Source organism: Psychrobacter pasteurii, from assembly GCF_900162815.1.
GTDB lineage: Bacteria > Pseudomonadota > Gammaproteobacteria > Pseudomonadales > Moraxellaceae > Psychrobacter > Psychrobacter pasteurii.
Genome location: NZ_FUGD01000178.1, coordinates 1 through 454, shown reverse-complemented (window position 1 = coordinate 454; position 454 = coordinate 1). Strand labels below are relative to the sequence as shown.

Annotated in this window: 1 pseudogene; it reads right to left on the bottom strand. The window is 40.3% G+C overall.

Going from position 1 to position 454, the window contains the following annotated elements:
- Positions 1-454 (bottom strand): annotated as a pseudogene (locus A1232T_RS13175) (IS256 family transposase); the annotation flags it as partial.

Genomic DNA, 454 nt, shown 5'->3' with positions numbered 1-454 from the left:
ATAAACCGCCTTTAAATCAGCAGCTACTTTTCTCCTATCTTTCCATGGTACAAACTTCATAGAGTAACGTACCATATGCACAATACATAGCTGAACCTGTGTGTTTGGATATACTGTATTAATTGCCTCACTAAAGCCTTTTAAGCCATCGACACAGGCAATAAGAATATCTTGTACCCCACGGTTTTGTAGTTAAGTGAGAACACCTAGCCAGAACTTAGCGCCTTCATTTTCCGATACCCACATACCCAGCAGCTCTTTTTTGCCTTCAAGATTGACGCCTAAAGCCAGATAGATGGCTTTATTAATGATTTGCTTGTCTTGCCGTATTTTAACGACAATGCAGTCTAAATAAACGATAGGATATAAGCTACTTAATGGCCGGTTCTGCCATGCTGTGATGTCATCTATGATGTTGTCAGTAACTCTGGAAACGAGGCTCGTTGAGATATCA